The following is a 25,802-nucleotide window of genomic DNA, read 5'->3' on the forward strand; positions in this document are numbered from 1 at the left end:
ATGAAGGCAGTCCATTTCGGTGCAGGGAACATCGGCCGCGGATTCGTCGGCCTGCTCCTGCACGAGGCCGGCTACGAGCTCGTCTTCGCCGACGTCGCCGACGCCCTCATCGCCCAGCTGCAGCAGGCGGACAGCTACACCGTCGCGACCGTCGGCCAGCACCCGACCGAGACGGTCGTGACCGGCTTCCGTGCCGTCAACTCGAAGCAGCAGCCCGAGGTCCTCACCGAGGAGCTCGCCGACGCGGACGTGGTCACCACCGCGGTGGGCGCGCGCATCCTGCGCTTCGTCGCGCCGAACATCGCCGCCGGCATCGCGGCCAGGCCCGCGGGCGCGCCGCGCGTCGCGGTCATGGCCTGCGAGAACGCGATCAACGCGACGGACATCCTCGAGCAGGAGGTCCGCGCGGCCTACGAGGGCGACGATCTCGACGAGAAGGCGTTCTTCGCGAACACCGCCGTGGACCGCATCGTCCCCGTGCAGGACGCGGACGCCGGCCTCGACGTCACCGTGGAGGACTTCCACGAGTGGGCGGTCGAGCGCGGCCCCTTCGGCGGCGCGGTCCCCGACGTCCCCGGCATCACCTGGGTGGAGGAGCTCGGCCCGTACATCGAGCGGAAGCTCTTCACCGTCAACACGGGCCACGCGACGGCCGCCTGGCACGGCTTCACGGCCGGCCACGAGACGATCGCGGAGTCCGTCGCGGATCCCGCCGTCGCCGCGCAGGTCGCCGCCGTGCTCGAGGAGACCTCCGCGCTGCTGGTCGCCAAGCACGGCTTCGCACCCGAGGAGATGGAGGCCTACCGCACCAAGGTGCAGGGCCGCTTCGCGAACCGGTCCCTGCCCGATCCTGTGGAGCGCGTGGGCCGCTCCCCGCTGCGCAAGCTCTCCCGGGAGGACCGCATCATCGGCCCGGCCGCGGAGCTCGCGGAGCGGGAGCTCGGCTCCTCCGCCCTGCAGGACGCCTTCGCCGCCGCGCTCGCCTTCACCCCCGAGGGTGACGAGGAGGTCACGCGTCTCCAGGAGCTGCTCGCGTCGAAGGACGCCGACGCCGCGACCGCGGAGATCACGGGGCTCGCCCCCGAGCATCCGCTGACCCCTGCGCTCCGCGACCGCGTCGCGGCCCGCCAGGCGCAGCTCTGACCTCGGGGCGGCGCCGGGGAGCGAGCGTTCCCCGGCGTCACCCCGGCCCGTCCGATATCGTCCCTGTCCGTACACCTCCACCGCGGCCCGTCCGCGACCGGCCGCGCCGCGGCCCCCAACGAAAGGCACTCCCATGGCAGAGCGCACCGTCAAGATCGCCAGCGCCTCCGGGCTGCACGCCCGCCCGGCGACCATCTTCTCCAAGGCCGCTGCGGAGCAGCCCGCCGAGGTCACCATCGAGAAGGTCGGCGGCAGCCCCGTCCAGGCCTCGAGCATGCTCATGCTCATGACCCTCGGCGCCGGCAACGGCGACGAGGTCACCCTGCGCGCCGAGGGCGAGGGCGCCGAGGAGTCCGTCGCGGCCCTCGCCGCGCTGCTCGAGAAGGACCTCGACGCCGACGCCTGATCCTCGCTCTCAGCCGAGCCCAGATCCCTGCTCGTCCAACGTCGCTCTCGTGAACTCGACCAGATAGTCGTTCAGGGCGAGCAGGGCGCGCTCGGCGCCCTCCCTGTCGCCGTCGAGGACGGCGGCGATCCCCTGCCCGTAGAGGGCCGAGCCCCGCGCGATCTCCGACGACGCATCGCGCAGATGGGCGAACCAGAACCGGCGCGAGAGGCCCTGTACGGCCGTGATCGCGTCGACCAGATAGGCGTTGTGGGCCGCACGCCCGACCGTCTCATGGACCTGCCGCAGGGTCTCCGCATAGGCCGTCGCGTCCTGGACGTCGCCCCGCAGCTCCTCGAGCAGCGCCGACAGTCGCGCCCGGTCGCTCGCGTCGGCCCGCCTGGCCGCCAGACTCGCGGCCAGCGGCTCGAGCACACGACGCAGCTCGAGCATCCGCAGCTGCTCCTCGACCGAGATGGCGGGGATGAGCACGCCGCGATGGGGCAGCACCTCCACCATCCGTGCCCGGGCGAGCCGCTGGAGCGCCTCGCGCACCGGTGTTCGACCGAAGCCCGTGAGCTCCATCAGCCGTGACTCCGAGATGATCGAAGAGGGCGGGAGCTGCTCGCCGACGATCATGGCCTCGATCTGCAGGTAGGCCTGCTCGGCCTTGGTGCGTGCCGTCGGCTCACCATCGATGCTTCTGGCTGTCATCTCGTCCTTGCCTCGTGATCGCTCTGCGGTCCGATGCCCAGTAGAGCAGACAACGGATGCCACCGTCGGCGCGCGAGGAAATCCCGGTCCCCTCTGGTGCTCCCGCCAATATATTGGTTGTATATGAGGATTCCGGGGCACGGTCGTCCCCCGGCACTCCGAAGGAGGACCTCCTCATGGCACGCACGCCCGTCGTGGAGCAACGCTCCATCGATCGGATCCCCGAGTCCGAGCGTCACGGAACCGCCCGCAGTCTGTTCTTCCTCTGGTTCGCCGCGAACACCTCGATCACCGCGGTCGTCACCGGCGCCCTGTTCGTCCTGCTGGGCAACACGGCGATGTGGGCGATCCCCGCGGCGATCCTCGGGAACATCGCGGGAGCCTTCGTCACCTCGCTGCACTCGGTCCAGGGCCCCCGACTGGGCGTCCCGCAGATGATCCAGAGCCGCGCCCAGTTCGGCTTCCACGGGGCGACCCTGCCGCTCTTCCTGGCGCTCCTGATCTATCTCGGCTTCTACGCCACCGGCCTGGTGCTGGGCGGCCAGGCGATGGGATCGCTGCTGCACGTGTCGGACGGGGCCGGCGCGGTGATCTTCGCGGTGTTCTCCACCGTGCTGGCGGTCTTCGGGTACCGCTACATCCACCGCTTCTCGCACCTGGCGACCGTGCTCAGCGCCGTCGCCATCCTCGGCCTGCTGCTGCGGGTGCTCATCAGCCCCGTCGGCGGCCCCCTGTTCTCCGACTCCTCCTTCGACCTGCCGGCCTTCATCCTGGGGATCTCGCTCGCCGCGTCCTGGCAGCTCACCTTCGGCCCTTACATCGCCGACTACTCGCGCTACCTCCCCTCCACCACGCCGCAGCTGCAGACCTTCGGCTGGACCTTCCTGGGCAGCGTCATCGGCGGCAGCCTCGCGATGGTGCTGGGAGCCCTGGTGGCGGAGATGGGCGGCACCGCGTTCTCCGAGCACCAGGTCGCCTACCTCGCCGGTCTGGGCGGCCCCTTCGCCACCGTCGTGCTGATCGCCGTGCTCGCCGGGAAGCTGACGGGCAACACCCTCAGCTCCTATGGCGGCTACATGTCGGTCGCAACGATCCTGACCAGCTTCACCGGCCGCGACCGCGTCTCCCCTCGAGCGCGAGCCCTGCTGATCTGCTGCATCTCGCTCGCCGCCCTCGCGATCGCCCTGCCGGCCAGCGCGGACTTCGTCGCCAACTTCACGAACTTCCTGCTGTTCCTTCTCTACTTCATGACGCCCTGGTCGGCGATCAACCTGGTCGACTACTACCTGGTGCGCCGGGAGCGCTACGACATCGACTCCCTCTTCACTCCGACCGGGACCTACGGACGGTTCTCGGGTCCCGCCTTCCTCGCCTACGGGCTCGGCGTGCTGTGCCAGATCCCCTTCATCAGCAGCGACCTGTACACCGGGCCCATCGCGAAGGCCATGGGCGGCGCCGAGGTCGCCTGGCTGCTCGGCATCATCATCTCCGGCGGGCTGTACTTCGTGCTCACCCGCCGCATCCGCCTCACCGTGGGCGAGGAGATCCGTGCCGAGGCCCGCACATCCGCGGCACCGACCCCGGCCGACGCCTGAGCGGGGTCGGCGCGAGACCACCCATCGGCCGAGAACCGACCGATCGACCACCACCGAGAGGACACCCCATGAAGTACTCCCCCACGACCGAGGCGAACCCCCTGCCGTACTCCCCGTTCAAGAGCTGCACGGTGCCGCGGCCGATCGGCTGGCTCTCGAGCGTCAGCGAGGACGGCGTCGAGAACCTCGCCCCCTACAGCCAGTGGCAGAACCTCACCTTCGACCCGCCGATGGTGATGTTCTCGGCGAACCAGTACCCCGACGGCCGCCGCAAGGACACCGTGATCAACGCCGAGAAAACCGGCTGGTTCGTCTGGAACATGGCGACCTACGCGTTGCGCGAGGCCGTGAACATCAGCGCGATGGTGCTCCCTCCCGAGGAGAGCGAGTTCGACCGCGCCGGAGTGACCAGGAGCTATGCCGACCTCGCGCCGACGGTGCCGATGGTCGCCGAGAGCCCGGTGCACTTCGAGTGCCGCTACCTGAGCACGCACCGTCTGCCCGGCGCGAGCACGGTGGGCACGATCGACATCGTCTACGCCCAGGTGGAGAAGATCCATGTCGCCGACGAGGTGATCACCCCCGACGGGCGCCTGGACATCCCCAGCATCCAGCCCATCGCCCGGATGGGCTACTTCGACTACGCCGTGGTCAACGAAACCTTCGAGATGAAGGTGCCGGGATCGACCCCGGAGGCCGAGGCCGGGCTCCAGGGTCGCGCGGGCTGAGCCGCGCTCCTCGCGCGGGAACGCATCGGGCCCCGGCGCTCACGATGATCGTGAGCGCCGGGGCCCGCGCGCTGGTGACCGGGTGGGCCGACTCAGAGCCCGATCTCGCCGAGGATCGGGAGGCCGGCGCGCACCGCGTCGCGGGCCTTGTCGGCCGTGGGCGCCGAGACGGCCGCGGCCGCGAGCTGCTTCGCCTGGTCCAGGGAGACCGTGGAGAGCACCTTCGCGACGGCGGGCAGGGAGCGCGGCGTCATCGACAGCGAGTTCACGCCGAGGCCCACGAGCACCACCGCGAGGCCCGGGTCGCCCGCGGCCTCACCGCACACGCCCACGGGCTTCACAGCCTTCTCGCCGTAGGCGCCGGCGTCGCCGCCGGCGGTGCGGGCGCCGTCGCAGGTGGCCTTCACGAGGGCGAGCACGGCGGGCTGCCACGGGTTGTTCAGATGGGCGAGGGAGCCGAGCATGCGGTCCGCCGCCATCGTGTACTGGGTGAGGTCGTTCGTGCCGATCGAGGCGAAGTCGCAGGCCGTGAGCTGGCGGTCCGCGGTGATCGCGGCGGAGGGGGTCTCCACCATGATGCCGGCGGGGTCGAGGCCGCGCTCGGCGCAGAGGGCCGCGAAGTCCTCGGTGTCCTCGAGGGTGGAGATCATCGGCGCCATGACCCACGGGGTCGCCTCGGTCCCCTCGGTCGCGGCGGCGATCGCGTCGAGCTGGTTGGTGAGCACCGAGCGCTTCTCCCACGAGGTGCGGTAGGCGCGCACGCCGAGGGCCGGGTTCGGCTCGTCGGCGTCGGTGAGGAACGGGAGGGGCTTGTCCGCGCCGGCGTCGATCGTGCGCACCACGACCTTCTGGCCGGGGAAGTGCGCGAAGACCTCACGGTAGGCGGCGGTCTGCTCCTCGACGGAGGGCTCGTCCTCCCGGTCCAGGAAGAGGAACTCAGTGCGGAACAGGCCCACGCCGTCGGCATGGGCGGCGACGGCCTTCTCGGCGTCCTTCGCGCCGCCGATGTTGGCGAGCAGCTGCACGCGGGTGCCGTCGGCGAGCACACCGCCGCCGCCCTCGTAGGTCAGCGGGTTCTTCTGCAGCTCGGCCCAGGCCTCGGCGAAGCGGTGGTGCTCCTCGGTGACCTCGTCGGTGATCGTGCCGAAGCCCGCGTCGACGAAGACCTCGGTGCCGTCGGCGAACTCGTGGATGTCGCGGGCGGCGACGATCGCGGGCAGGCCCAGCTGCCGGGCGAGGATCGCGGTGTGCGACTGGGGGCCGCCGTCGGAGGTGACGAGGGCGAGCACGCGCGAGGGGTCGAGGGTCGCGGTGTCCGCGGGGGCGAGGTCGATCGCGGTGAGCACGAAGGGCTCCTCGACGTCGGGGATGCCCGGGGCCTGCTCGCCGCGCAGCTCGGCGACGATGCGGGAGCGCACGTCGCGCACGTCGGTGGCGCGCTCGGCCATGTAGCCGCCGATGTTCTCGAGCATGCCGGCGACCTGGTCGCCCGCCTCCCAGACGGCCCGCTCGGCGCTCTTGCCGGCGGTGACGACGAGGCCCTTGGCGGTGGTGGCGAGGGACGGGTCGGCGGCCATCTGGGCGGTCGCCTCGAGGATCGCCTTGCCGTCGCCGCTCGCGCGCTCGGCGAGGCGGGTGAGCGCCTTCTGCACGGCCGTGGCGGCGGCGGGGATGCGCTCGGCCTCAGCCTCGGGCGAGGTACCGGCGGGGACCTTCTCGGAGGCCGAGGGCTCGGCGACCGGCGGGGCCATGGTGCGGATGGTGCCGACCACCCGGCCGGGGCTGACGGGGACGCCTGTGTACTGGGCCATGGCTCGTTCTCTCCCTCTACCGTTGCGGGCATCGCGGAGGAGATCGGCCGGTCGCCGGGTCCGCGAGCAGGTCTCATGCTACGCGGCGCGACCCGCAGCGACGGCGCCGTTCGTCCCGCCCGCAGGACCGGGGAGGCGACCCGTCACGGCGGCCGCCTCCCCGGGGATCAGGCGGCGTGCGGGTGCGCGGCGACCGCGGCGCGGTGGGCGCGGCGACGGGACCGGAGCACGGACAGTCCGAGCAGGCCGGCACCGCCGACCGCCCAGCAGCTGAGCACGATGATCTCCATGCCCGCGCCCTGGCCGTCGAAGAAGGCTGCGGAGCGGACGAGGGTGCCGGACGCGCCGATGGGGAGCAGCTGGCCGATGAACCCCCAGGGGCTGGGCAGCCACTGCCAGCCGGTGGCCATGCCGGACAGCGGGTTGCCGACGAACATCATCAGCGCGCCGCCGATGCCGAGGCCCGCGAACCCGAACAGCGACTCCATGCCGAGCACGAACAGGGAGATCGCGGAGGTGCCGAGCGCGAGGGCGAGGGAGGTCCTCACGTAGCTGCCGTCCACGGAGCCGAAGCCGAACTGGAGGATCGCGACGACCGCGAACCCGACGGCGAGGGAGGCGAGGACCGCGCCGACGATCCGCAGGACGGGGCGGCCCTTCAGCACGGTGGACAGCAGCACCGCGGAGATCATGCCGCCGAAGGCGAGGGGCATGGCGAGCGCGCTGAGACCGGTGCCGTTGGGATCGTCCTCCGTGAGCGGGGCGACGTCGTGCGTCGTGACGGTCATGCCCTGCGCGGTGAGACCCTCGCCGACGCTCCCGAGCAGGGCGGCGTAGGGGGTGCCGGCGCCGCCGGCCGTGGTGATGGTGACGCTGCCGTCGGCCTCGATGCTGATGCCGCCCACGGCGTCGCGGCCATGGACCGCGTCCTCGACGGAGGCGGTCGAGTCGTGCACGGTGACGTCGAAGGCGTCCGGGTCCGCGGCGTCGAGAGCGGAGGTGACGGCGGTGACGGCCTGCTCGGGGCCGGAGACGGCGATCGGGAGGTCGTGCGGTCCCGCGTTGATGGCCGGCGCCAGGAAGGCGAGCACCATGAGGCAGACCGCCCCGACGAGGCCGAGGACGACCCCGACCAGGCGCAGCCCGATGGCGGAGTCGGGACCCTCGGACGCCGCGGGCTCCGTGGTGCCGGTGGTGTCAGTCGGGACGGTAGGGGTTCGGGTGGACGTGCTCATGGGACTCCTCGACGGGCGGCCGGTGCTGACCGGCACTAGGCGGAGCATTCCGCTCCGGTTACGATGTGGAGCGTAACCCTCCGCTTACAGTGCGGCAAGATGGAGGGCGGTCGAGGAGAGGTGGAAGGCATCACATGAGAGCCGACGCGCTGGCGAAGCGACAGGCCCTGCTGGAGGCCACGTGGACGCTCATGGCGGAGCGCGGCCCGGACGTGCCGCTGCGCACCGTCGCCGAGCAGGCCGGCGTCGGCATCGGCACCCTCTACCGCCACTTCCCCACCCGCGACGACCTGCTGATCGGTCTGCTCGACGACTTCGGCGAGCGCGTGACCGCGATCATCGACGACCACCTCGCCCGCTGGGACGAGGACCCGGCAGAGGTGTGGCGAGGGTTCGTGACCTCGCTCGCGGACCTGGGATTCGGCGAGATCGCCTTCCAGATCGGCCCGCTCGCCGTCGCGTCCACGGCGCTGGGGACGCATACCCGAGAGCGGCGGGACCGGATGATCACCCGGCTGAGCCGAGCCCTCGACGCCGCGCGCACCGCCGGACTGCTGCGCGATGACGTGCGCCCGGAGCAGTTCATGGTCACCCTCGCGACCCTCTCGCGGCCGCTCCCGCCGCAGGTCACCGAGCTGGTGCCGGACCATCGGCGCTGGATGGTCGAGGTCCTCCTGCGGGGGCTGCGCGCCGAGGGCTGAACGCCCCCGACGGGCCGGCCGCAGGGCGGAGGGAGCGGGATTCGAACCCGCGGTACAGGATCACTGCACAGTGGTTTTCAAGACCACCACATTCGGCCGCTCTGTCATCCCTCCCGGTACCCGGAGGCACCCGGAGATCATACCGGCGCGGCGCCCGCGCCGTGGTGGCCGACGCCGGGGTGCTCCAGCAGGCTCTCCGTCCTCCGGCGCGGGGATGGTCTGCTGGTCCGAGCCGTGACTGCCGCCCAGCACACCCCGGAGGATCCCGATGACCACCACCGACCTCTCCTCCCTCCTCGCCGAGCTCGACGCCGGCCGCACGATCCCGGGCGGCTCCCCGCTGCACGAGGTCATGCTCGAGACCTCGCAGCAGGCCCTGCGGATCACCGCGGAGCTCAACGGCGCCTACCACTCCCCCGGGCAGGTCCGCGCGCTGCTCGGGCACAACGTCGTCATCGCGACGCTGAACCACGCGATGGATCCGGCGCGCCGCGCCGACCTGGATCCGGCCCCGGTGCACATCGGCGCGGACGCCTGGATCGGCGCGAACGTGACGATCCTGCCGGGCGTGAGCATCGGCGACGGGGCCGTGGTCGCGGCGGCCTCCGTCGTCACCCGGGACGTGCCGCCGCGCACCCTGGCCATGGGCTCCCCCGCCCGCGTGGTCCGCGAGATCACCCCGGAGGAGCCGGGCGCCTGATCCGGCGGGGCGACCGGCCATCGGCCCGCCGGGACGCGGGAACACGCTGTCCCGCACAATGGTCTCGACCCGCGATCCGAAGGAGCATCCATGTCCGCCACCGCCCCTGCCACCACCGGTCCCGTGCTGGCCGACGACGTCCCCGCGACCATGCGCGCCTCGGTCCTGCTGCGCCAGGGCGAGGTCGAGATGCAGGAGCGACCCGTGCCCACCCCGCCGCCGGGCGAGGTGCTCGTGCGCGTGCGCTCGGTGGGCGTGTGCGGCTCCGACGTCCACTACTACAGGGAGGGGCGGATCGGGGACTTCGTCGTCGAGGAGCCGCTGATCCTCGGCCACGAGATGTCCGGCGTGATCGCGGGCGTGGGCGAGGGCGTGGACCCCTCCCGCATCGGCGAGCGCGTCGCCGTCGAGCCGCAGCGGCCGTGCCGCACCTGCCGCCAGTGCACCACGGGTCACCTGAACCTCTGCCCGGACATGAAGTTCTACGCGACCCCGCCGATCGACGGCACCTTCTGCGACTACGTCACCGCCCCGGCGGAGTTCGCCTTCCCGATCCCCGAGACGATCAGCGACCACGCCGGCGCGCTGCTCGAGCCGTTCAGCGTGGGCATGTGGGCCGTGGGCAAGGCCGGTCTCGCCCCGGGCAGCCGCGTGCTCATCGCGGGCGCCGGGCCGATCGGGGCGCTCACCGCGATCGCCGCCCGCTCCTACGGCGCCACCGAGATCATCGTCTCGGACCCGGTCGCCTCGCGCCGCGAGCAGATCCTCGGCTTCGGCGCGACCTCCGCGGTGGATCCCCTGGACCCGGGCTTCGACCCGGCGGCGCTCGGCGTGGACGCCTTCATCGAGTGCTCCGGCGCCACCCCCGCCCTGCTCGCGGGGCTGAAGGCGCTGCGTCCGGGCGGCACCGCCGTCATGGTGGGGCTCGGCGCGGAGGAGATGCCGATCCCCGTGCAGGAGGTCATGAACAAGGAGATCGTGCTGACGGGCATCTTCCGCTACGTCGACACCTGGCCCAAGGTCATCGCGGCCGCCCAGGCGCCGGGCGTGGACCTCGACGCGCTGGTCACCGCCGAGTTCCCGCTCGAGGAGGCGGAGGCCGCCCTCACGCAGGTGCCGGGCGAGAGCTCGCTGAAGACCATCGTGGTCGTCTCCCGCTGACCGACCCCCGCGGGCCGGGACGGGTCCGGGCATACGGTGGTGCCATGCGCGCCATGACGATCACCGCGGAGAACCAGCTCGAGCTCGCGGAGCTGCCCGAGCCCGTGCCCGGCCCCGGGGAGGTGCTCGTGGACGTCGTCGCCGCGGGCGTGAACCGGGCCGACCTTGCCCAGGTCGCGGGGCACTATCCGCCGCCGCCCGGGGCCTCCGAGCTGCCGGGCCTCGAGGTCGCCGGCCGGCGCCGGGACACCGGTGAGGAGGTCGTCGCCCTGCTCGCGGGCGGCGGCTACGCCGAGGTCGTCGCCGTGCCGGAGGGTCAGCTGCTCCCGGTCCCGGCCGGCATGGACCTCCGCGACGCCGCCGGGGTCGTCGAGGTCACGGCCACCGTGGTCTCGAACCTCGTCGTCGAGGGCGGGCTGCGGGAGGGCGAGACGGTGCTGATCGAGGGTGGCACGGGCGGCATCGGCACGACCGCGATCCAGCTCGCCCGGCGCCTCGGGGCGCGGGTCCTCACGACCGTCGGCTCCGACGACGCCGTCGCCCGCGCACGGGAGCTCGGCGCCGACGTGGCCTGGAACCGCCGCAGCACGGACCTCCTTGCCGCCGTCCGTGAGGCCGGCGGGGCCGACGTGATCCTCGACGTGGTGGGCGGCGGGGAGGCCCTCGCCGCCCACGTCGGCATGCTCCGCGAGCACGGCCGCCTCGTCATCATCGGCACCCTCGGCGGGGCGAGCGGCGAGCTGCCGGTAGGCCTGCTCATGGGCAAGCGCGCCCGGGTCATCGGCACGACGCTGCGCTCGCGCAGCACCGAGGGCAAGCGCGAGATCCTCGCGGCGACCTACGAGCTGGTGTGGCCGATGCTCGAGGACGGCTCCCTGCGCGTGCCCGTGCACGCCCGCTTCCCGCTCGAGCGCGCGGCGGAGGCGCAGGCCGTGCTCCGCGAGGGCGGCCACCTGGGCAAGGTCGTCCTCGAGGTGGCGGCCGGCTGAGCCCGGCGACTTCTATTCGCGGTGGGCGCGTCCCCTGCGGGAGCGGAACCGCGGGAGGGAGTCGGCGATCCGCGGGGGCTGCGACGGCGGTGAGCCGGCGCTGAGCAGCCCCTGACCACCCCATGTAACAAACGGGTGAACAGTGCGAAACGGACTTCTCGGATTCATCCGCTTCGTCCAGGATGGCCGTACCCATCCACCTCGCGGGACGGACCCCGGTCCGGATCGGGCATCGTGGCCTCGACGTCGTGCACCGCACGACGGCACGTGGCCCGATCGCCCGCCGGCCCAGGGAGCTCCTCATGTCCCGAGAACCCCACGACCTCGCATCGGTCGACCACTTCACCCCGGTGAGCCGCCGCGCCGCGGCCAGCTCGCCCTTCTCCCCCGTGATGATCGTGCTGACGATCCTCGCCACGGCCGGCTGCCTGGCGTACGGGGTCTTCCTCCTCCAGCCCTCCCACCGGGGCGACCTGCTGCCCTGGATCCTGGTCATCACGTCCGAGTCGATCCTCGTGTTCCACGCGCTCTTCGCCATGTGGACCGTGCTCGCCGGGACGAGGGACGTGCGCGACCACGACTACTGGCGGGCGCGCGACGAGCTGTACTCGCTCTCCCGCATCTCCGCGCTCCCCCGCCGCGACGACCCTACGCTCTGGCCCGTGCAGCTGGACGGCCGCGTGGTCGACGTCGACGTGCTGATCACGGTGTACGGCGAGCCGATCGAGGTGATCCGACGGACCGCGGAGGCGGCGCTCGCGATCCGCGGCCGCCACGAGGTGTGGATCCTCGACGACGGCCGCAGCGACGAGGTCCGCGACCTCGCCGCGGGCATCGGCTGCCGCTACGTGCGCCGCCGCACCGGCAACGGCGCCAAGGCCGGCAACGTGAACTACGCGCTCACCCTGGCCAAGGCCGAGTTCTTCGTGATCCTCGACGCGGACTTCGTGCCGCTGCCGGGCCTGCTCGAGGAGACCCTGCCGTTCTTCACGAACGACACCGTCGCCTTCGTGCAGACCCCGCAGACCTACGGCAACCTCCACAACGTCATCTCGCGCGGCGCCGGCTACATGCAGGCGATGTTCTACCGCTTCGTGCAGCCGGGCCGGAACCAGTTCAACGCCGCGTTCTGCGTGGGCACGAACGTCGTGTTCCGTCGGCGCGCGATCGACGACGTGGGCGGCATGGTCACCGACTCGAAGTCCGAGGACGTGTGGACCTCGCTGAAGCTCCACGAGCGCGGCTGGCGGTCGATCTTCCTGCCCACGACCCTCGCGATCGGCGACGCCCCGGACACGATCGTCGCCTACTCGAAGCAGCAGCTGCGCTGGGCGACCGGCGGCTTCGAGATCCTCGTCCAGGCCAACCCGCTGCACCCGGGGCGGCGGCTGAGCCTGGACCAGCGCCTCATGTACTTCATCACCGCCACCCACTACCTCACCGGGATCGTCCCGGGCCTGCTCCTGCTGGTGCCGGCGCTCGAGGTGTTCCTGGACCTGCGCCCGGTGTCGATGGACGTGGGCTGGGCGACGTGGATGCTCTTCTACGCGGGCTTCTACCTGCTGCAGATCGTGCTGGCCTTCTTCACGCTCGGCTCCTTCCGCTGGGAGGTGCTGATCCTGGCCGCCTGCTCGTTCCCGATCTACGCGAAGGCCCTGGCCAACGTGATCATGGGCCGTGACCAGGCATGGTCGGTGACGGGCGCGACCGGGAAGGTCTCCCCCTTCACCGTCATGGGGCCGCAGCTGTGCGTGCTCGCCTTCCTGCTGTGCACCACCGCGGTGGGCGTCTGGCGCGACCTCATGCTCGGGCGCCCCTCGATCGCGACGGTGTGGTGCGGCGTGAACTCCGCCGTGCTGCTCGTGCTCGTCCTCGTCGCGCTCGGCGAGATCCGCGCCGGCCGCTCCGGCGCCCTCGAGGCCCGCGGCGACCACGCCAAGGCGGCGGCGACCACGGCGGCGCTCGCCGCGCCCGTCCCCGTCTCGACCCCGGCGGACACGGTCGCGGCCCGCCTCGCCCCTCGTCGCCGGCGCGTCTCCCGCGTCCGCGCCCTCTCCTGACCCCCGCCCCCACGACCAGAGGATCCCGTCATGACCTGGATCGGCCGTCTCCGTCTCCTCCTCTCCCTCCTCCTCGTCCTCGCCCTCGCCGCGGCCCTGTGCCTGGTGTTCAACCAGCGTCAGCGCCAGAGCCTCTCGGTGAGCGCGGCGATCGAGCAGCCCCGCTACGCGATCGCCGCCGTCGCCCCCGGCGTCGTCACCGACATCGGGGTGGCCCTCGGCGACGAGGTCCGCGCCGGGGACGTGCTGTTCACGATGACCAGCGTCGAGCTGCAGCAGGACGCCGTCCACGGCCTCAAGGCCAGCTCCAACGACGCCATGGAGATCGACCCCGAGCAGGGCACGATCGTCTACCGCGCCACCGCGGACGGCCGCGTCACCGCGCTGAGCGCGACGTCCGGCAACTACCTCGGGGCCGGCGCGCCTGTCGCGACGATCGTGCGGTCCACCCCGCGCACCGTGCAGGCGCAGTTCCGTCTCACGCCCCGCGACTACGGCCGTCTCGAGGAGGGAGCCCGCGCGCAGATCCTGCTGCCCGACGACCGCACGATCGAGGGCACCGTCGGCTCCGCGTCGGTGGTGACCGAGAACGGGCAGGCGATCACCCGGACGCTCATCACGAGCCCTGATCTCGAGGCGCAGGACCTCGACCTCATCGCGACCGACGGCGCCCCGGTGTCGGTGACGGTCGAGCTGACCGACAGCGGCGTCCTCGCCGGCCCCACGGACGCCCTGATGGACGCCCTGCGCTCGGTGGGTCTGCGATGAGGCCCCCGCGCCGCGCCCTCCTCGCCGGCGCGCCGCTGGGCGTGATCGCCCTGGGCGCGGCCGCCTGCACGGGCGATCGCTCCTCGGGCGGCGGCACCGGGCCGAGCGCGGCCCTCCCCACCGCGGCCGCGTTCACCGACGAGGAGGTCCGCGGGTCGATGTCCGCGCTGCCCGAGCTCCCCGCCCCCGCGGACCTCCGGACAGTGCGGCTCGCCGACGGCCTGGTGCCGCCGACGAACCGCTGGTTCTCCGGGCTCGTCTTCGGCGACGAGCCGCAGACGGTCCACCCGCTGCCGCTGTCCTTCGCCCTCGTCGACGGCGGGTTCGCGCTCGGTCTGCCGACGGTCACCACCTCGGCGCGCACGATCATGGGTGCTCACGTCCCCGAGGTCGAGGTCGCCGTCGCGGGGGCGGGGAGCGGGATCGTCTCCGCCTACGACGAGGCGTCCGTGCGGCTCGACCTCCTCGGCGGAGACGGGACCGCGCTGGCCACCGTGACGATCGCCGAGGGCTGGCCGTGCGTCGCCCTGCAGGCCCGCACCGCCCTCGACCTCACCCTCTCCACCGCCTTCAACGGCGCAGCGACCGCTGCGGAGCCGGCGACGCTCACGGTGGGCGAGCACGAGTACGGGCTGCGCCTGGAGGGCGGGGAGCTCGACGGCGCCCGCTGCTCCCTGGAGGCCGAAGGCTGGGCGACGGTCTTCGCGGTCCCCGTCGGCGGCACCGCCGCGGACGTCGCGCCCGCCGCCGTGCCGCTGCGCGGGACCAGCCTGACCCGCTCCGTGTCCGACGACGCCGCCCGCGCGACCCTCACCTACGAGACCGCGGACTCCTCCCCCACGGTCGTCGCCGCCATGCCCCACCACGGGGCGGACGCGGAGGCCGAGGAGGTGCTCGGCACCTATCCGAGCGTCTACGGCACCCTCGTGCTGCGGCCCGGCCCGGACCTGACCTGGAGCGCCCCGCGGCGCACGGTCCGCGCGGCGCTCGACCTCTCGGGGCTCGACGACGACGCGAGGGAGGAGCTCGCCGCGCAGGTGGTGGCCGACGCCGCCGGCCTCCCCGACTACCCTGCGGACACGTACTTCGGCGGGAAGGCCCTGCACCGGGACGCGCAGCTGCTCGCGATCGCCCGGCAGGTCGGGGCCGACGAGGCCGCGGCCGGGCTCGAGGAGCGGGTGCTCACGCAGATCCGCCGCTGGACGGAGGTCGCCGGGGCGGAGGAGCGGGACGCCTTCTGCTTCACCTACGACGCGACCAACCGCGGGGTCGTCGGCCTCACGCCGTCCTTCGGCTCCGAGCAGTTCAACGACCACCACTTCCACTACGGCTACTTCCTCCACGCCGCCGGCACGCTCGCCGCGGACGACGGCGACCTCGCCGCGGAGCTCGCCCCGGTGATGGACGCCCTCGCCGCGGACATCGCCTGCGACGCGTCCACCGACGCGGTGCCGGTGCGGCGCGTGTTCGACGCCTACGCCTCGCACTCCTGGGCCTCGGGCACCTCCCCCTTCGCCGACGGCAACAACCAGGAGTCCAGCTCCGAGGCGACGACCGCGTGGGCGGGGCTGGAGCTGTGGGCCCGGGCGCGCGGGGACGAGGAGCTCGCCGCGGGTGCCGCCTGGCTGCTCGCGCACGAGGCCGCCGCCGCCCGCGCCTACTGGACGGACTTCGACCTCGCGGACCCGGTGTACGAGGGATTCGAGCACTCGGTGCTGCCCCTGCAGTTCGGCGGCAAGCGGGACTACGCCACCTGGTTCTCCCCCGAGCCCGCGGCGGCGCTCGCGATCCTCGCGCTGCCCATGTCCCCGAGCTCCGACCACCTGGCCGACGACCCCGAGCGGGTGCGGCGCAACATCGCCGAGGCCACGGCCTCCGGCGGATTCGCGCAGCAGTACGGGGACTGGCTGCTGATGTACGCGGCGCTCGGCGGCGAGGACGACCGGGCGGCGGCGCTCGAGGCGGCGCGGGAGCTGGCGGACGAGCACCTCGACGACGGCGACACCCGCAGCTACCTGCTGGCGTTCATCCTGTCCCGCTGAGGGGCGCGGGGACGGCGCTCAGCCGGCGACGACAGCCGAGGTGGTCCTATCCGGACCGGCGGGCGAGCCACCGACGGTGCCCTTCGATCGCAGCCCTGGCGGGCGGGCGGAGAACCGTGGCGGGGTCGCCGAGGGCGGCGGGGTTCTCACCTCGGAACAGTGCCCTCCGATCTGAGGTGGGCCACGCCGTGACCCGCGTGCCCGGCGGGCGCTGCAGGACGACGACCACGGCACCTGTAGCCCAGTACCCGCTGTCCTGCTCGATCACCGCGATCTCCTCCCACCGGATGCGGAGAGTGCTGAAGGACCTGACGATCGTGATGCCGTCGTCATCGACGACGAACTGGCGTCGGGTGGCCACCACCAGGAGGGTGACGCAGAACAGTACGGTGACCAGGCACAGCAGCGCACCTAGCACACCGGCGACGGAGTCCAGGGTGAGCAGCATCGCCCCGGTGCCGAGCAGGAACAGCAGGGGAATCCCCATGAGGCACCCGAGGACGCCGCGAACCCACCCCGTCCTGATCGCCCGGTACCTCATCTCCTCGCGCACCTCCGCCCCCGATCTCTCCGCGTCTGCCGCCTTTCAGGGCGATCCGGAGCTCACCGAGGTGCCGACGCCCGAGAGCACCGGCACCCGGCCGGCTCCGCGCGTCCTCAGCGCTGCAGCTGCTCCAGAACCAGCACGGTGCCGTCCTCGTAGACGGAGAGGGTGACGGTGTCCGCGACGTCCTTGACGCCCTGCGGCGCCTGTCCCATGGCGACGCCCACCTGCGCCCAGTCGAGCATCTCGACGTCGTTGAAGCCGTCGCCCACGGTGAGGGTGCGCTCGCGGGGGATGTCGAGCCGCTCGCGCACCACCTCGAGGGCGCTCGCCTTGGAGACGCCGGGGGCGGCCATGTCGAGCCAGGCGGTCCAGCCGATCGCGTACTCGACGCCGTGGACGCCGGACTCGGCGATCACGCGGCTGAACTCCTGCGGGGAGAGGTCGGGGACATGGACGACGACGCGCACGGCCTCGAGGTCCATGAGCTGGTCGAGGTCGCTCTCGATCGCCTCGACGCCGAAGCTCGCGTCCTGGAAGCCGGGGGTGGCGCGGAAGGCGCCGCTGGCCATCTCGACGGCGTAGTGGGCGTCCGGCGCGACCTCGCGCAGCGTGGCGAGGGCCTGACCGGGCTGGAAGGTGCGGGTGTCGATGACGCGGTAGCCCTCGGGGGCCGACGGGTCCATCTCGAGGGTGACGGCGCCGTTGGAGCAGACGGCGTAGCCGTGCTCGATGCCGGCGGCGCGGACGATCGGCACGGTCGCCCCGAGGGAGCGGCCGGTCGCGATGACGACGGTGGACCCGCGGGCGGCGCGCTGGAGCGCCTCGCGCATGGGGGCGCTCATCGCGCCGTCGTGGTCCACGAGGGTGCCGTCGACGTCGAGCCCGATGAGCAGGTGCTCCCCGGCGAGCTGGTCGAGGTGATCGGCGAGGCGGGCGCGGGTGGCCTCGACGTCGGTCGTCGTGGGCGCGGGGTTCATACCCTCCAGTGTTCCAGCCCCGCCTGACGAACGGGTGAACCGGCGATGACGCAGCGCCGCCAGGATCCGCCGGCCGAGGCCCTTCCGCTCCGCTCCCGTCATCTCAGGCGACGACCTCGAAGACCTCACGGCCGCCGAGGAACGGGCGCAGGCCCTCGGGGACCACCACGGAGCCGTCGGGCTGCTGGTGGTTCTCGAGGATCGCCGCGATGAAGCGGGTGGTGCCGAGGGTGCCGTTGAGGGTCGCGACGGGGCGCAGGCCGTCCTCGGTGCGCTCCCGGATGTTCAGCCGCCGGGCCTGGAACTGGGTGGTGTTCGAGGTGGAGGTGAGCTCGCGGTAGGTCTCCTGCGAGGGCATCCACGCCTCGCAGTCGAACTTGCGGGCGGCGGAGGTGCCGAGGTCGCCGGCGGCGGTGTCGATGATGCGGTAGGGCACGTCGATCCTCGCCATCATCTCCCGCTCCCAGTCCAGGAGCCGCTCGTGCTCCGCGTAGGAGTCCTCGATGCGGCAGTAGGAGAACATCTCGACCTTGTGGAACTGGTGCACGCGGATGATTCCACGGGTGTCCTTGCCGTAGCTGCCGGCCTCGCGGCGGTAGCAGGCGCTCCAGCCGGCGTAGCGGATCGGGCCGTCGGAGAGGTCGAGGACCTCGTCGCGGTGGTAGCTCGCGAGGGCCACCTCGCTCGTGCCCACGAGGTAGAGGTCGTCGTCCTTGTCGAGGTGGTAGACCTCGTCGGCGTGCTCGCCGAGGAAGCCGGTGCCCTCCATCGACTCGGGCAGCACGAGCGTGGGGGTGATCATCGGCGTGAAGCCGGCGCGCGTGGCCTGGTCGATCGCGGCGTTGAGGATCGCGAGCTCGAGCTGCGCGCCGACGCCGGTGAGGAAGTAGAAGCGGGCGCCGGAGACCTTCGCGCCGCGCGCCATGTCGATCGCCCTCAGGCCCTCGGCGATCTCGAGGTGGTCCTTGACGGGCGCCTCGAAGGAGGGGATCTCGCCGACGGTCTCGCGGAGCACGAAGTCCTCCTCGAGCCCCTCGGGGGCGCCCTCGGCGAGGTTGGGGATCGTGCGCAGCAGGCGGTCGCGCTCGGCGAGCGCGTCGCCGGCCTCGGCCTCGAGCCGCTTGACGTCCGCGGCGAGGCCCTTGACCTGGGCGAGCAGCTCCTGCTTCTCCTCCCCCTTCGCCTGGGCGACCTTCTTGCCGAAGCTCTTCTGCTCCGCGCGGGCGGATTCGAAGGCGGCGGTGGCCTCGCGCCAGGAGGAGTCCGCGGCGAGCACGGAGTCGACCACGCCGGCATCGCGCCGGCGCGCCCTCTGTGCGTCTCGGACCAGGTCGGGGTTCTCGCGCAGCTGCCGCAGATCGATCATTCGTCCAGGGTACCCGCGGCGGCGGGTCCCCCGCCCGCGGAGGTGAGCAGGGTCCGCACGGCGGTGAGCACGGCCTCGGGGCCGTGCCCGGCGGCGCGGGCCTCCGCGATCGGGGCGGCGAGGAGCCGGGCGAGCCCGGGGTCGAGGTCCCCCGCGGGGGCGACCGCGACGCCGGCGGGCAGCGGGTCCGCGATGCGGGTGCCGGCGCCGCGGGCGGTGTGCAGCACCTCCGCCGCCTCGAGCTCCTTGTAGGCGCGGGCGACGGTGCCGGGGGCGAGACCGAGGTCCGTGGCGAGCGCACGGATCGCGGGGAGCCGGTCCCCGGGGCGGAGGATGCCGGTGGCGAGCTGGGCGAGGATGCCGCGGCGGATCTGCTCGAAGGGCGGCAGCGGGTGCTCGAGGTCCACGACGAGGGCGTCGTCGGTCATCCGGCGGTCCCGGTCATCGGCGCGGCGGGCAGGCGCAGCGCGCGTCGGGAGGTGTCGCGACGGGCGGCGAGGGCGGGGGCGAGGACGAGCACGGCGCCCCATCCTGTCACGGCGACCCCGCCGATCGCGGCGAGGAGGGCGAGCACCCCGCTCACGACGACGGCGGTGGGGACGTCGGCCCCCATGTCGCCGAGGCCGCCGGCGACGCCCAGGGCGCGGGTCGCGGCGAGGCCGCCGAGGACGACGCCGAGGAGACCGGTGCCGATCATGACGGCTCCGATCACGGTGGCCGCGGAGCGGCGGCGGGCGAGCAGGTCCCCTCCGACGCCGCCGGGGCGGCGCGCGGTGACCGCGCGCAGGGCGAGGGCGGCGAGGAGGACCAGCAGGACCAGGGCGATCGCAGCGGGGATCGTGTACCAGGAGCCGGGGTAGGGCGCGATCCCGATCTCGATCGTCACCCCGCTCGCGTCGGTCCCGCTCCCGGTGAGGACCCGGCCGGGTCGGAGGACGTCGTCCGGGGAGGCCAGCACCGTCGTCATCACCATGAGCGCGCCGAGCCCGAGCACGGCGGCGGCCGCGGCGAGCGAGGCCGCGCAGGGCAGCACCTCCCGCAGGCCGTGGGGCTCGAGGTCGGCGCTGCGGCTCGCCCCGACGATCGGGGCGGCGAGCCGCCCCTCCCCGATCAGCACCGCGAGGACGAGCGCGGCGGTGCCGAGCAGCGGGGCGGTGCCGGCGAGCGCGCCGAGGCCGAGCCTGCCGGGGAGCGGCACGGCCGCGAGGAGCGCCGCGGCGATCAGGACGCCGGCGATCACGCCCACGCGGCGGGCGCGCAGCTGGGCACGGTCCAGGCCGGTCGTCTCCGGGCGCACGAGCAGGAGGGCGAGGAGGACGACACCCGCGAGGGCGAGCAATCCGAGCAGAATGATCAGGAGGGGACCGGCGAGGGACATGTCGACACCTTTCGTCAGGGGCCGGCGACCGATCGGCCGCATCTTGTATCACCCTATTGGCACATAGGGTCGCGGTCCGGCACCACGGTGTCAAGCCCTCCATCGGGATCCGATCCCGGACGTCCGCGCGGTCCGACCGCGGGCCCTCGCGGACCGTACGCTGTGCCCATGGATCTCGGTGCAGTGCTCTCGATCATCGGCCTCGTCGTGGGGGTCGTCGCGATCGTCCTGCTCGCCCTGGTGCTGCGCTCCCTGGGCCGGCACCGCCGCGAGCTCGCCGAGCTGCGCGCCGCGACCACCGGGGCGATCCCCGTCGTCGACGGCGGCGAGGCGGGAGCCGGCGGTGAGCCGACGGCGCAGGAGGACCCGCCCGCGCGGCTGAAGAAGGTCGCCGTCGTCCTGAACCCCTCGAAGTTCGCGGACGCCGACGCCTTCCGCGCGCGCCTGCGCGAGGTCGTCGAGCGCGTCGAGGAGGCGGAGATCGCCTTCTACGAGACGACCGTCGAGGACCCGGGACAGGGGCAGGCGCGCGAGGCGATCTCCGAGGGGGCGGACCTCGTCATGGCCGCGGGCGGGGACGGGACCGTCCGCATGGTCGCCTCCGTGCTCGCCGGCACGGATGTGCGCATGGGCATCATCCCCTCGGGCACCGGCAACCTGCTCGCCCGCAACGTCGACGTCCCGCTCGAGGACCCGGCCGCCGCGATGACCGCCGCGCTCACCGGCCAGGACCGCCACGTCGACGTCGGCTGGCTGCAGACGGGCGGCTCGATCGCCGAGGCCTCCGCCGCCTCCCCGCAGATCTTCCTCGTCATCGCCGGCTTCGGGGCGGACGCCGAGATGATCGGCCACACCGATGACGGCATGAAGAAGCGGATCGGCTGGATCGCCTACGTGCTCGGCGGGGTGCGCACCGTGATGGGCCGCAGCGTCGACGTGGTCCTCGACCTGCCCGACGGCACCCGCCACACGCACCGCGCCCGCACCGTGCTCCTCGGCAACGTCGGTCGCCTCCCCGGCGGCTTCGTGCTCATGCCCGGCGCGACCGTGGACAACGGCCGGCTCGAGATCGTCGTCGCCGGCTGGCGCGGCGCGGCCGGCTTCAGCCAGGTCGTCACCGAGGTCGTGAACCCGCGCCTCGTGCCCAGCCGCCGCACGCGCATCGCGAACCGGCTCTCCACGATGGAGCGCTACCACTCCCCCGCGGTGCAGGTCGTCACGGCGGCGCCGCAGCCGGTGCAGCTCGACGGGGACACGGACGACGAGGCCACGCACTTCATCGCGCGCGTGGATCCCGGGGTGCTGCGCCTGCGGGTGCCGGTCAGCTCGCGCTCCCGCGCCCGCTGATCCCGGTCACCCCGGGGCCGGAGGCTCGCGGGGGCCCGTCGGCGCACCCGCCTCAGCCGCGCGGCGCCGCGATCATCCCGCTGAGCCGCTCCAGCCACTCGTGGGCCTCGTCGTAGGTCTCGTCGGCGAAGTCCTCCCGCACCTCCGTGCGCTCCCCGTCCACCCGCGGGTAGGAGCCGAGGTAGTGGACGACGGGGCACATGCGGTGCAGCGAGCGCAGCGCGGCCGCGACCCGTCGGTCCTCGAGGTGGCCCTCGAGGTCGATTGAGAAGGAGTACCGGCCCAGGAAGTCGCCGATCGGCCGCGACTCGATGCGGGACATGTTCACGCCGTTCGCGCTGAGCATCTCGAGCGCCTCGAGCAGCGCGCCGGAGCGGTTGTGGGGCAGCTGGACGACGATCGTGGTCTTGTCCGCGCCGGTGCGGGCGGGGATCCGGCCCTCACGGGTGACGAGCACGAAGCGGGTCTGCGCGCCGGCGGTGTCCTCGATGCCGTCGGCGAGGATCTCGAGGCCGAAGTGCTCCGCCGCGAGGCGCGAGCAGACGGCCGCGCGGCCGCGGGCCTGCTCCGGGGCCGCCTCGGCGAGGTCGCGCGCGGCGGCGGCCGTCGAGGAGGAGGTCGCGACGCGCGCGGCGGGGACGTGCGTGCGCAGCCAGCCCTGCACCTGCGCCTGCGCATGGGGATGGGAGGAGATCGTCGTGAGCTCCTCCAGCGCGATCGGCTCCCGCGCGGCGAGGACGAAGCTGATGAGCACCACCTGCTCGGCGACGATCGTGATCGAGTCCGTCGCGGCGAGCACGTCGAGGGTGCCGGAGACCCCGCCCTCGACGGAGTTCTCGATGGGGGCCATGAGCGCGTCGATGTCCCCGGCGAGCAGGTCGGTGGTCGCCGTCGCGACGGAGGAGAAGGGCACCATCGTCACCTCGGCCGGGTCAGCGACCGGGGTGGGGCCCTCGAAGGCCTGCAGCAGCGCCTGGTGGGTGAAGGTGGTCTCGGGGCCCAGGAATCCGTAGCGCATGACCTGGAGCGTATCGGTCCGCCGCGGCCGGGCCGGTGCCCGACCGCAGGCCGGTCGCGGCCGGCGGGCGTCGTCCGGTCCCGGGATCTCCCCCACTCCTCCTCGGCGTCGTCACCGCTGGTCCAGGGGCGGGCACGGCTGCGCCCGTACGATCGATCCATGCCGTCCCTCCCCCGCCCCGTCACCGCGCTCCCGGCCCTGCTCCTCGCCCTGTTCTGTGCGGCGACGCTGGTCCTCGCGGGCGCCCCGTCGGCGCGGGCCGCGGGCGCGGACGGGGAGGGCGCGATCACGGCGGACGAGCCCGTCCGCCTCGTGATCGCGACGGCGGGCCTGGACTGGCGGGACGTCACCCCCGAGTTCACGCCGCACCTGCAGTGCCTCGCGGACCGCTCGGGCCTCGGCGCCATGAACACGACCTCGGTCTCCGTAGTCTCCACGATGCGCCAGGGCATGGAGACGATCCGCTCGGGCTACCGCGGCCTCGCGGCGGACGCCCCCCGCACCGCCGGCATCCCGGACCCGGCCGTCGACCAGTGGGAGCAGCTCGGGGTGCCCGTGACGGAGGTCGACGGAGGCGGCGGGCCGGACGACGTCGGCTCCGACGACGCCGCCGGGTACGACGAGCCCGCGGACCCGGCGGTCTCCACCGCGGCGACCCTGCCCGACGGCGCCGCCGACGAGATCTCCGAGGGCCTCGGCGCGGAGGACGGGATCGTCCTCGTGGACCTCGGCGGTCTGCCGGACCGCGCCGACCCGGAGCGTGCCGACGCCCTCACCGCCCTGGACGCGCGGGCGGGCGAGGTGATCGACGCCGCCGGGGGCTGCGACGCGGACTCGCTGCCGCGCACGCTCACCCTCTCCGTCGCGGCGATCGACCCGGCGGATCCGGACGCCTCGGAGCGCACCGGGGCGATGGCCTCCCGCTCGGCGGGGCTGCAGGTCGCGATGGACTCCGCGCTCCCGGGCCGCGCCCTCACCTCGGGGGCGACGAAGCAGCCGGGCGTGGTCATGCTGACGGACGTCGCGCCCACGATCCTCGCGTCCTACGGGGCGAGCTCCGAGGGTCTCCTCAACGGCCAGCCCCTGCGGGGGACGGAGAGCGCAGACCCGCAGCAGCTCGTCAAGGACCGCTCGCTCGCCGCCCTCGAGGTGGACGACGCGACGATCCCGGCGCTGGGCTCCTGGCTCGCCCTCGGGGTCATGGGGCTGGTCCTGTTGCTCGTCCCGGCCCTCGGCCGTCGCCCGCGGCTGCAAGCCCTCGGCCGGGCTCTGACGACGATCGCCCCGCTCGCCCTGCCGGTGGGCCTCATGGCCTCGCTCGTGCCCTGGTGGCGCGCAGAGCATCCGGCGCTCGCGCTCACGGGCGTCGTCTGGGCGGGCTCCGCGCTGCTCGCGCTCGTGGTGCTCGCGGGTCCCTGGCGGCGGGTCCCCCGCGGCTCGGTCGCGGTGAGCGCGGCGCTCGTGGGCGGCATCGTCCTGCTGGAGTCCGCGACGGGCTCCCGGCTGCAGCTGGGCTCCCCGCTGGGCGCGCAGCCCATCTCCGGCGGCCGCTTCTACGGGCTGTCCAACCACCTGTTCGGGATCGTCCTCGCGGCGTCGCTGATCGCCCTGCTGTGCCTGTTCACGCTGCTCCGCACGGCGCGAGCACGGGTGCTGTGGACGCTCGGCGTGGGTGTCGCGGTCGCGGTGGTGTGCGTGACGCCGTCGATGGGTGCGGACTTCGGGTCGATGCTCGCGACGGTTCCGACGTTCGGCCTGCTCGCGCTGCTCGTCTCGGGGATCCGGCTCCGCCCCTGGCACGTGGTCTCGCTGCTCGCCGGCGGCGCGGTGCTCGTGCTCGGGGTCTCCTTCCTGGACTGGCTGCGGCCGCCCGAGGACCGCACGCATCTGGGGCGCTTCATCGACGAGCTGCTCTCGGGCGAGCTCGTGGCGGTCGTGGTCCGCAAGCTCGCGCAGAACGTGGGGATGACGCTCGGCTATCCCGCGCTCACGGTGCTCCTGATCCTCGCGCTCGCCTGCTCGGTGGCCGCGCTCATGCCCCGCCGTGCTCGGCTCACCAGACTCGCAGCGCTGTACGAGGAGCACCCCTACGCCCTGCACACGATGATCGCGGTGGTCGCGGGCGGGTGGCTGGGCTATGCGGTGAACGACACCGGTCCGGTGCTCGTCGCGGCGATGTTCGGGATCGCACTCGTGCTGCTCCCTCCGGCGCTCCCCTCACCCGGCGACGAGCCGACGGCCCATGCCACCGGCACGGGAGCCGATGACAGCACGAACGCCCGCCTGAGCACCGAGGGACGCTGAGAAGAGCCACACTCGGCGGATCCTATGCCGGTGGCGATGCGTGGGGCCGCACCGCGTGCGGCGGGCCGCCTGAGCCTCCCATCAGGAACGCCTCACCCCCAGCGCTGACCAGCTCTGGACAACGCTCCAACACGAATCCGAGACCGCTGTCGCACCTGATGCGTCATCAGACGCTGCGCCCGCCCCAGTCCCCCGCCCCGCTGCCTCTCACGCTCTCGTCCCCTTCTCCCGCCGGGGGACGACGTGGGAAGGGCACGAGACAGCAGCGAGCCGAACAGCCACGGAATCCACGTGCCAGGGAGCAGACACGTCCTCAGGCCCATGACGCGGCGAGGCCATGTGCCGGAGGACGAGAGAGCAGTTGAGCCGGTGCGTCAGCGGGCCGCCGTCTCCGGGGATCCTCAGGGAGCGATGGCCTCGGCCCGCTCTCTCCCCGTCGAGCCGCACCTCTCAGCGCCCTGGCCTCCGGGCCCTGTACGGGCCCCGGGACGGGGATGGGACCCGCGTGCTCCGATGCGATGGGCTCGCGCGCCTCAGCGCGCTGTCGATGGGGCAGCGAACGGCGACGTGCAGCTGATGGCGATGGTGACTGTCGCCGTGCTCGTGGACGTCCGGTGGGATCACCACGCGCGGGCGTCCGAGCCGGCCCGGAAAATGGACATGAAAAAAGGGAAGGGCAGAGAACGGCGAGACACTCTCACGAGCGCCCCAGCGACGTCCTCCACCCTTCCCGATGAAGATGTCCGGCGGCGACCTACTCTCCCACACCCTCCCGAGTGCAGTACCATCGGCGCAATCGAGCTTAGCTTCCGGGTTCGGAATGGAACCGGGCG

22 protein-coding genes, 1 tRNA gene and 1 rRNA gene are annotated in these 25,802 nt (G+C 73.2%); 13 read left to right on the forward strand and 11 right to left on the reverse strand.

Annotated features, from left to right (window positions below; all coding sequences use genetic code 11):
- Both ACYVAP_RS12785 and ACYVAP_RS12790 read left to right on the forward strand, forming a co-directional pair.
- Positions 1-1,143: a mannitol-1-phosphate 5-dehydrogenase gene (locus tag ACYVAP_RS12785; RefSeq protein ID WP_137771560.1), complete on the forward strand. Its 1,143-nt coding sequence runs from the start codon at positions 1-3 to the stop codon at positions 1,141-1,143.
- A gap of 133 nt (positions 1,144-1,276) precedes the next feature.
- Entirely contained in the window at positions 1,277-1,549 is a 273-nt protein-coding gene (locus tag ACYVAP_RS12790) for an HPr family phosphocarrier protein (RefSeq protein ID WP_498860914.1), read from the forward strand.
- Positions 1,550-1,558: 9 nt separating this feature from the next.
- Here ACYVAP_RS12790 and ACYVAP_RS12795 read toward each other — a convergent pair whose 3' ends face one another.
- Positions 1,559-2,242 carry a GntR family transcriptional regulator gene (locus ACYVAP_RS12795; RefSeq protein WP_498860915.1) on the reverse strand — a complete coding sequence of 228 codons (684 nt, stop codon included), beginning with the start codon at positions 2,240-2,242 and terminating at the stop codon, positions 1,559-1,561.
- 176 nt (positions 2,243-2,418) lie between these two features.
- Here ACYVAP_RS12795 and ACYVAP_RS12800 point away from each other — a divergent pair, with 176 nt between their 5' ends.
- Together ACYVAP_RS12800 and ACYVAP_RS12805 are read left to right on the forward strand one after the other, a co-directional pair.
- A complete protein-coding gene (locus tag ACYVAP_RS12800; RefSeq protein WP_498860916.1) occupies positions 2,419-3,837 on the forward strand; it encodes a purine-cytosine permease family protein in 1,419 nt (472 codons plus the stop codon).
- Between the two features lie 68 nt (positions 3,838-3,905).
- On the forward strand, positions 3,906-4,565 hold the full coding sequence (locus ACYVAP_RS12805) for a flavin reductase family protein (RefSeq protein WP_103384792.1): 660 nt from the start codon (positions 3,906-3,908) through the stop codon (positions 4,563-4,565).
- 92 nt (positions 4,566-4,657) lie between these two features.
- Here ACYVAP_RS12805 and ptsP read toward each other — a convergent pair whose 3' ends face one another.
- Positions 4,658-6,376 carry a phosphoenolpyruvate--protein phosphotransferase gene (gene ptsP, locus ACYVAP_RS12810; protein ID WP_498860917.1) on the reverse strand — a complete coding sequence of 573 codons (1,719 nt, stop codon included), beginning with the start codon at positions 6,374-6,376 and terminating at the stop codon, positions 4,658-4,660.
- A 167-nt stretch (positions 6,377-6,543) separates the two neighbouring features.
- Positions 6,544-7,611, reverse strand: coding sequence for an ABC transporter permease (locus tag ACYVAP_RS12815; protein WP_498860918.1), 1,068 nt, complete (start codon positions 7,609-7,611; stop codon positions 6,544-6,546).
- 134 nt (positions 7,612-7,745) lie between these two features.
- Between ACYVAP_RS12815 and ACYVAP_RS12820 the strand changes: the two genes are divergently transcribed.
- A complete protein-coding gene (locus ACYVAP_RS12820) occupies positions 7,746-8,312 on the forward strand; it encodes a TetR/AcrR family transcriptional regulator (protein WP_498860919.1) in 567 nt (188 codons plus the stop codon).
- 26 nt (positions 8,313-8,338) lie between these two features.
- Here ACYVAP_RS12820 and ACYVAP_RS12825 read toward each other — a convergent pair.
- Positions 8,339-8,426 (reverse strand) — tRNA-Ser (locus tag ACYVAP_RS12825).
- Between the two features lie 154 nt (positions 8,427-8,580).
- Between ACYVAP_RS12825 and ACYVAP_RS12830 the strand changes: the two genes are divergently transcribed.
- From ACYVAP_RS12830 to ACYVAP_RS12855, 6 genes are all read left to right on the forward strand, one after another.
- Positions 8,581-9,012 carry an acyltransferase gene (locus tag ACYVAP_RS12830; RefSeq protein ID WP_498860920.1) on the forward strand — a complete coding sequence of 144 codons (432 nt, stop codon included), beginning with the start codon at positions 8,581-8,583 and terminating at the stop codon, positions 9,010-9,012.
- Positions 9,013-9,102: 90 nt separating this feature from the next.
- Entirely contained in the window at positions 9,103-10,173 is a 1,071-nt protein-coding gene (locus ACYVAP_RS12835; RefSeq protein WP_498860921.1) for an NAD(P)-dependent alcohol dehydrogenase, read from the forward strand.
- Between the two features lie 44 nt (positions 10,174-10,217).
- Entirely contained in the window at positions 10,218-11,162 is a 945-nt protein-coding gene (locus tag ACYVAP_RS12840) for an NAD(P)H-quinone oxidoreductase (protein ID WP_498860922.1), read from the forward strand.
- 302 nt (positions 11,163-11,464) lie between these two features.
- Positions 11,465-13,222 (forward strand): glycosyltransferase family 2 protein, encoded by a 1,758-nt coding sequence (locus ACYVAP_RS12845; protein WP_498860923.1) that lies wholly within the window; start codon positions 11,465-11,467, stop codon positions 13,220-13,222.
- Positions 13,223-13,252: 30 nt separating this feature from the next.
- On the forward strand, positions 13,253-13,990 hold the full coding sequence (locus ACYVAP_RS12850) for an efflux RND transporter periplasmic adaptor subunit (protein WP_498860924.1): 738 nt from the start codon (positions 13,253-13,255) through the stop codon (positions 13,988-13,990).
- Positions 13,987-16,032, forward strand: coding sequence for a glycosyl hydrolase (locus ACYVAP_RS12855; RefSeq protein WP_498860925.1), 2,046 nt, complete (start codon positions 13,987-13,989; stop codon positions 16,030-16,032). Before ACYVAP_RS12850 ends, ACYVAP_RS12855 begins: the two co-directional genes overlap by 4 nt.
- 46 nt (positions 16,033-16,078) lie before the next feature.
- Here the strand turns inward: ACYVAP_RS12855 and ACYVAP_RS12860 are convergent, their stop codons facing one another.
- The 5 genes from ACYVAP_RS12860 to ACYVAP_RS12880 form a co-directional block, all read right to left on the reverse strand.
- Positions 16,079-16,519, reverse strand: coding sequence for a YcxB family protein (locus tag ACYVAP_RS12860; protein WP_498860926.1), 441 nt, complete (start codon positions 16,517-16,519; stop codon positions 16,079-16,081).
- Between the two features lie 170 nt (positions 16,520-16,689).
- Positions 16,690-17,556, reverse strand: a complete 867-nt coding sequence (locus tag ACYVAP_RS12865; protein ID WP_498860927.1) for an HAD family hydrolase — start codon at positions 17,554-17,556, stop codon at positions 16,690-16,692.
- 103 nt (positions 17,557-17,659) lie between these two features.
- Positions 17,660-18,922, reverse strand: coding sequence for a serine--tRNA ligase (gene serS / locus ACYVAP_RS12870; RefSeq protein WP_498860928.1), 1,263 nt, complete (start codon positions 18,920-18,922; stop codon positions 17,660-17,662).
- Positions 18,919-19,350 carry a GntR family transcriptional regulator gene (locus tag ACYVAP_RS12875; protein ID WP_498860929.1) on the reverse strand — a complete coding sequence of 144 codons (432 nt, stop codon included), beginning with the start codon at positions 19,348-19,350 and terminating at the stop codon, positions 18,919-18,921. The genes serS and ACYVAP_RS12875 overlap by 4 nt, the downstream gene beginning before the upstream one ends.
- On the reverse strand, positions 19,347-20,300 hold the full coding sequence (locus tag ACYVAP_RS12880) for a hypothetical protein (RefSeq protein ID WP_498860930.1): 954 nt from the start codon (positions 20,298-20,300) through the stop codon (positions 19,347-19,349). The genes ACYVAP_RS12875 and ACYVAP_RS12880 overlap by 4 nt, the downstream gene beginning before the upstream one ends.
- 168 nt (positions 20,301-20,468) lie before the next feature.
- Here ACYVAP_RS12880 and ACYVAP_RS12885 point away from each other — a divergent pair, with 168 nt between their 5' ends.
- On the forward strand, positions 20,469-21,647 hold the full coding sequence (locus ACYVAP_RS12885) for a diacylglycerol/lipid kinase family protein (protein WP_498860931.1): 1,179 nt from the start codon (positions 20,469-20,471) through the stop codon (positions 21,645-21,647).
- A gap of 52 nt (positions 21,648-21,699) precedes the next feature.
- Here ACYVAP_RS12885 and pheA read toward each other — a convergent pair whose 3' ends face one another.
- Positions 21,700-22,665 carry a prephenate dehydratase gene (pheA, locus tag ACYVAP_RS12890; protein ID WP_137771576.1) on the reverse strand — a complete coding sequence of 322 codons (966 nt, stop codon included), beginning with the start codon at positions 22,663-22,665 and terminating at the stop codon, positions 21,700-21,702.
- Positions 22,666-22,824: 159 nt separating this feature from the next.
- Here pheA and ACYVAP_RS12895 point away from each other — a divergent pair, with 159 nt between their 5' ends.
- Complete coding sequence (locus ACYVAP_RS12895) at positions 22,825-24,969, forward strand: hypothetical protein (protein WP_498860932.1); 2,145 nt, start codon at positions 22,825-22,827, stop codon at positions 24,967-24,969.
- Between the two features lie 741 nt (positions 24,970-25,710).
- Here ACYVAP_RS12895 and rrf read toward each other — a convergent pair.
- Positions 25,711-25,802: ribosomal RNA gene (rrf, locus tag ACYVAP_RS12900) — 5S ribosomal RNA — on the reverse strand; the annotation flags it as partial.

The sequence above is a fragment of the Brachybacterium horti genome, from assembly GCF_054777615.1.